Origin of the sequence: Streptomyces viridosporus, from assembly GCF_002078235.1 — a bacterium.
GTDB lineage: Bacteria > Actinomycetota > Actinomycetes > Streptomycetales > Streptomycetaceae > Streptomyces > Streptomyces viridosporus.
On sequence record NZ_MSGP01000498.1, the window covers coordinates 1 to 6,108 of the forward strand.

Consider the following 6,108-nt stretch of genomic DNA (forward strand, 5'->3'; position numbering starts at 1 on the left):
CGTCCCGTCCGCGGTCGCGGCACCGTCCACGTCCAGGCACGTGCCGCCCACGCCCCGCACCTCACCGGAACGCGGAACGGGCGTGCCCCCGCCTGAGGTGGTGAAGGAGAACTCGTCCACGTCGAACAGCGCTCCGCCGCCGCCCTTGAACACCAGGTACAGGGTGGTGGAGCCGGCCGGCCGGTTGCCGAGGGCGGTGGTGACGTCCTGGAACGTCTCCCAGCCGCCGGTCACCGGGACGGTCGCGGTGCCCAGCAGGGTGCCGGCCGGGGAGCCCGCCCGGACCTCGATGGTGCCGCCGCTGCCGCCGGAGGAGACCCGGGCGGTGAACGCGGTCGCGTTGCCCAGGGCGTACGGCGTGAAGGAGATCCAGTCGCCGTTCTCGATGTGGCCGACCGTCTTCCCGCCGTGCGCGGGAGCGTGGTCCACGACCTGGACCCCCGAGGAGTCGCCGTAGTGCTCGCCCTGCCGGTGGGAGGGCTGGGTGATGCGCTGGTCGTGGGTGGTGAGCGCGGGCTGGCCGTTCGCGCCCCGGTCGGTGTACTCGGCGTCGAGCACGCCGAAGATGTTGGCGTTCGGGTCGTGCTCGCCGTCGGCCAGCGTCCGCAGGGTGCCGGAGCAGCCGGTCGCCGAGGTCTGCGGGTGGCCGTGGCTGTCGTGTCCGACGATGAAGCTGACCTTGACCCGGGAGCAGTCGATGGTGCCGTCCTCGGGGTCGGTCACCGTCACCTCGAACGGGATCGCGTCGCCGAAGTCGTGGATCGCGCCGTCCAGGGGGAGCTTCAGGGCGACCGTGGGCGCCGTGTTGCCGACCGTGACGAGGACGGAGGCCGTCCCGGACCTGCCGGTGGAGTCGGTGACCTTCAGCGTCGCCGTGTACTGCCCGTCGGTGCGGTACACGTGCGACGGGTTCGCCTGGGTGGAGGTGCTGCCGTCACCGAAGTCCCACGCGTACGTCAGGCTGTCGCCGTCGGCGTCCGAGCTGCCCGCCGAGGAGAACGTCACCGTGAGCGGTGCCCTGCCCGACGTCACGTCCGCCTTCGCCTGGGCGACGGGCGCACGCCCGCCGGTGACGTGTTCGATGCGGTACAGGGCCGAGTTCGCGTCGCCGTTGAAGTAACCGGTGCCGTAGTCGAGGACGTACAGGGCGCCGTCCGGGCCGAAGGCCATGTCCATCACCTGGGTGCCGTTCCAGGGGAAGGCGTTGATCGACTGCACGGTGCCGTCGCCGCCGGTCTCGATCCGCTTGATCCAGCGGCGCCCGAACTCGCCCGCGAAGAAGTCGCCGTCGAACTCCTGCGGGAACTTCACCTGCGAGGGGGAGGAGGCGTCGTAGCGGTAGACGGGGCCGCCCATCGGGGACTCCGAGCCGTTGCCGAACTCCGGTACCGAGCCTCCGTCGTAGGGGATCCACGCCGGCTGGGCGGGCGGCAGGTCGGTCAGGCCCGTGTTGCGGGGCGAGGTGTTCTTCGGCGCGGCGCAGTCGAACTTCGCGCCGGAGGATCCGGAGGCGAAGTCGTGGTCCGTGTAGGCGTCGTTCCTGCCCGTGCAGTACGGCCAGCCGAAGTTGCCCGCCCGGGTGATGCGGTTGAACTCGACCTGCCCGGCCGGTCCCCGCGAGGCGTTCGCGGTGCCGGCGTCCGGGCCGTAGTCGCCGAGGTACACGATGCCGGTGGCCCGGTCCACGCTCATCCGGAACGGGTTGCGGAAGCCCATGGCGTAGATCTCGGGGCGGGTCCTGGCCGTGCCCGGCGGGAAGAGGTTGCCGCCGGGGATCGCGTACGAGCCGTCCGCGTTCACCTTGATGCGCAGCACCTTGCCGCGCAGGTCGTTGGTGTTGCCGGAGGAACGCTGCGCGTCGTACGCGGGGTTGCGGGAGGCCCGCTCGTCGATCGGGGTGTAGCCGTCGGAGGCGAAGGGGTTCGTGTCGTCGCCCGTCGACAGGTACAGGTTGCCCTGCGCGTCGAAGTCGATGTCGCCGCCGACGTGGCAGCAGGTGCCGCGCGAGGCGGGCACGTCGAGGATCTTCTTCTCGCTGCCGGTGTCCAGGGTGCCGTCGGTCCTCAGCACGAACCGGGACAGGCGGTTGACGCCGTCGAAGCGGGCGAAGTCCGCCGCCGAGCCGTCGGCCGGGGCGTCACCGGCCGGCGTGTCGAGCTTCGGGGCGTAGTAGAGGTAGACGTGCCGGTTGGCGGCGAAGCCCGGGTCCACCGCGACGCCCTGCAGCCCCTCCTCGTCGTGGCTGTAGACGTCCAGCCGGCCGGCGACCTTCGTGGTGCCGGCGGCGTCGGTGAGCCGGAGCGTGCCGTCCCGCGAGGTGTGCAGGACGGAGCGGTCGGGCAGCACCGCCAGGGTCATCGGCTCGCCCGTCTCGGCCACCCCCTTGGCGAGGGTGACCTGCTGGAAGTCCCCGGGTGCCGCGGCCGCCGGGGGCGGGGCGTCGCCGGGTTCGGCCGCTCCGGCCGCGGTCACCGGCAGGAAGCAGCCGGCGACGCACACCGCGGCGAGCGCCAGTGAGCGGATCCGCCGGAGTCCCGGCGGGCGTGGTCCTAACGGTCTCGTGCGCACAGTTGTCTCCCGGGTGTGGGGTGGTGGCAGGCCGATGCGTCCTGCCGGGAGGGGAGTACGGGCGCGCGCCGTCGCGCCGTGAAGTCACCGGTCGCCGATCACCGGTTCACCGGCCATCGCGAGCATGACCGGTACACTTCAAGGAAGTTAGCGGCCTTCGCCGAACGGCGTAACCCCTTCCGCACGGCGACCCTGTTCTTCTTCCTCGCCGGGGACAAAGTGGTGCCGCGGACCGGCCGCGCCGACGCCCCCGGCCCGCACCCCGGCACGGGCCGGAGCCCCGGGTCCTCCGATCGGCCGCTCGGTCACGGCTGCGACGCGACCTCCCGGGCGAACCGGTGGGTGAAGGCCCGCCAGGCGGCCGTCGACACGGGTTCGTCGGCCAGCGCCCGCGCGTACAGCCGGTCCCGGTCGAGGCCGTGCGCGGCCAGCGGTCCCGTGTCCCAGTCGCGGATCCCGGCGGCGGTCGCCTCGGGGTGGAACTGCAGGCCCCAGGCACGCTCGCCCACCCGGAAGCCCTGGTGGGGACACCGCTCGCTGTCCGCCAACCACACGGCTCCCGGGGGGAGTTCGGTGATGGCGTCCACATGGCGCTCGATGGCGGGCGTCACCGCGGGCAGTTCACCGAAGAGCGCGTCCTCCCGGGCCTCGGCCCGCAGCCGGATCGGCGTGCTGCCGTACTCCGGCTCGCCGTGCCGGCCCTTCACGGTGCCGCCCGCGACATGGGCGAGGAGCTGACCGCCCAGGCAGATGCCCAGCACGGGGCTGGATTCCCGGAGCGCCTGGCCGACGAGGCGGCGCACGGCGGGGAGCCAGGGGGCGCGCTCGTCCTCGTACGGGAGGAAGCCGCCGCCGAGGACGACCAGGGCCCGGCGGTCCAGGCGTTCGGGCAGCGGTTCACCGGCGTGGGCGCGCACCACCTCCAGACGCAGCCCGCACTCCCGCAGCCACGGGCCGACCCGGCCCGGACCGGCGGTCGGCGTGTTCTGGACGACGAGCACGCTCCGCCCTCGGGTGGCACTCATCGGGGTCCGCCTCCTGGCTCGGTGCGTGGAGGAGCCGGCGGGCGGAAGCCCGCCGCCGGTCCTAGGTCCTGTCGTCGCGGAGCATACGCAGTACGGCCCGTTCCGCGGGTCCCTGGGTGGCGGGGGTGCCGTGCGTGCCCTCGTCACCGAGGTGGGGCAGCGCGGAAGCGACCGTCTCGCCCTCCTCGTACAGCTCGATCACCCGCGGGTTGATGTAGGAGGCCCGGCAGACCGCGGGGGTGTTGCCGAGGTACCCGGCCACCTCGCGCACCGCCCGTGCGACGGCCCGGCGCCGGGCGGTCTCGCTGCTCGCGACGGACCGCGAGACGGCCAGCGCCACCGCGGCCATGACGGTGGCGTGCCAGGTGCGGAAGTCCTTCGCGGTGATCTCCAGTCCGGCCAGCTCCTTGAGGTAGGCGTTGACGTCCTCACCGCTCACCTCGTGCCAGGAGCGCCGTTCCCGGTAGGCGAGGAGCCGGTCGCCGTCGTCCCGGCGCCGCCTCAGGGCGGTGAGGCTGCGGCAGGCGGCGGGGTCCGCCACCGTCCGGACGATCTCCTTGCCGTGTTTGCCGGTGTAGGTGAACTGGACGGCGCCGGCCCGGCAGCGGGAGTGCCCGCGCAGCAGCGTGGTGAGGCCGTAGCTGTTGTTCAGTTCGGCGTAGCGGTCGCCGCCGATGCGGAAGAAGCCGAGGTCGAGCAGGCGTACGGCCGTGGCCAGCACCCGCTGCCGGGTCAGTCCGCGGTCGCGCAGATGGCCTTCGACGGCCTCCCGCACCGCGGGCAGCGCCTCGGCGACGTCGAGCACGTGCTCGTGCTTGGCCTGCTCCTGCTCGGCGCGGAACTGCGGGTGGTACAGGTACTGGCGGCGTCCGGCGGCGTCGGTGCCCACGGCCTGCAGGTGCCCGTTGGCACGGGTGCAGATCCACACGTCGCGCCAGGCCGGCGGGACGACCAGCTCCCGGATCCGGGCCAGCTCCGCGGGGTCGCGCAGCGGTTCCCCCCGGGTGCCGAGGTACCGGAAGCCGCGCCCGTGCCGCAGCCGGCGGTACCCGGGGTCCGTGGGGCGGCTGTGGTAGAGACGCATCCCGGCCTCCTGTTCCTCCTCCGGTGGGACCCGGGGGTCGGCTCGTCGCCGCGCCGCCGCCCGGTGCTCGGCAGAGCATGAGGTTCCCCGTTCCCGTTCGCCTACTCGGACCGCGGGTTCCCTCGTCCGTGACCGCCGCCGGGCGATGTCCGCCGGGCGGCCGGTCTCCTTCCCCTCCGGGGGTGCCGGCGCTCGTGCCCCTCCGCCACCACCGTCCACCACCCTCGCGCAGGCGCGCGGGGTGCCGGCGAAGGGCGCTCCGGCGCCGGCGGCCGGTCGCCCGGCAACGGTCCCGTCCCGGCGGCCGGTCGCCCGGCGGCGGTCCCGTCCGCTACGGGAGGAGTGCCAGCGCCTCCCGCAGGTTGTGCTCGGCGATCCCGCGCATGGCGGTCCGGTCGGGGTAGTCGCCGTCGAGCAGGCGCAACGGGCCGGCGATCAGGGACAGGTGCATCGCGAGCGCGTAGAGGTCCAGCCGTCGTGGGTCGAGACCGGGCCGGGACAGGGCGGGGTAGTGCCGGCCGAAGCGGAGCCGGAGGAAGACGTGCTCCCATTCGACGTCGAAGTGCAGGAGGCCCTCGATGTCGATCAGCACCGCGCGGCCGTCGGCGTCGACCAGGACGTGGTCGGGGCCCAGTTCGCCGTGGACCAGCCCGTGTGCGGCGCGGGGGGACACCAGTGCGGCGAGGCCGTGCAGACGGTCGCGCAGACGGCTCCGCGCCGCGGCGACCCTCCGCTCCCTGCCCGAGGCCTCCTCGAGGTCGCGCAGGGCCCGGTCGAGGACCAGCCGCTCGCAGGGGACTTCGCTCGCGGTGCCGCCCTGCTCCGGCAGGTCCGGCCGGCCGTACCGCGGGGCGAGGTGCCCGTGCAGGACGTCCACCGTCGCGGCCAGGTCGTCCAGGGCCACCGCCGCGCGGGCGGGGTCGCTCGCCAGGAGCGCTTCGAGGGTGCCGCCGGAGACGTCCTCGACCACGGCCACGTCCGCCGGGTGGCGGCGCCGGCTGCCGTCCGCCAGGAGGACCCGCGGCACCCTCGCGCCCAGGTCGTCCAGTTTCCGCCGGGCGGCGAGGAACGGGGCCAGGCCCGAGGCGGGTGCGAACGGGTCCCCGGCGTCGGTGCCGTTCCGGCCCGGCCAGAAGTTCTCCTCCTCGGCCCAGCTGTAGACGATCGCACTCGCCACCGGGGCCCCGTCGACCCGGACCCGGTACACCCCCTTCCTGCTGCCTCCCCGCAACCGGTCCACCGCGACCACCCGGCAGCCCGGCCCCAGCGCGTCACGGATCAGCCCCGACAGGTCCTCGATCTCCACGAACTTCCGCATCGGCGCACTCAACAGGGGCCGGGAGGCGACCGGCAAGGCACGGGGCGGCGGGAAGGAGTCCACGGCCCGGCGGTGGAGGCGGTCCCGGGGGCCCGGCGGTCCGGTGTTCACCC

The 6,108-nt window shown here is 74.2% G+C and carries 4 protein-coding genes; all 4 read right to left on the reverse strand.

The window, feature by feature from the left end:
* Nucleotides 1-2,568: PQQ-dependent sugar dehydrogenase (locus B7L92_RS30390; RefSeq protein WP_081240561.1), on the reverse strand; the 2,568-nt coding region annotated here is incomplete at its 3' end.
* Between the two features lie 305 nt (nt 2,569-2,873).
* Entirely contained in the window at nt 2,874-3,593 is a 720-nt protein-coding gene (locus B7L92_RS30395) for a type 1 glutamine amidotransferase (RefSeq protein WP_174704044.1), read from the reverse strand.
* A 61-nt stretch (nt 3,594-3,654) separates the two neighbouring features.
* Nucleotides 3,655-4,677: a DNA topoisomerase IB gene (locus tag B7L92_RS30400; protein WP_081240560.1), complete on the reverse strand. Its 1,023-nt coding sequence runs from the start codon at nt 4,675-4,677 to the stop codon at nt 3,655-3,657.
* A 331-nt stretch (nt 4,678-5,008) separates the two neighbouring features.
* Entirely contained in the window at nt 5,009-5,995 is a 987-nt protein-coding gene (locus tag B7L92_RS30405; RefSeq protein WP_081240562.1) for a phosphotransferase, read from the reverse strand.
* Nucleotides 5,996-6,108: the final 113 nt, after the last annotated feature.

What these genes read in the sequence shown, in the direction of transcription:
- B7L92_RS30400 (WP_081240560.1), bottom strand. Translation starts at nt 4,677, where the DNA reads ATGCGTCTCTACCACAGCCGCCCCACGGACCCCGGGTACCGCCGGCTG.
- B7L92_RS30395 (WP_174704044.1), bottom strand. Translation starts at nt 3,593, where the DNA reads ATGAGTGCCACCCGAGGGCGGAGCGTGCTCGTCGTCCAGAACACGCCG.
- B7L92_RS30405 (WP_081240562.1), bottom strand. Translation starts at nt 5,995, where the DNA reads ATGCGGAAGTTCGTGGAGATCGAGGACCTGTCGGGGCTGATCCGTGAC.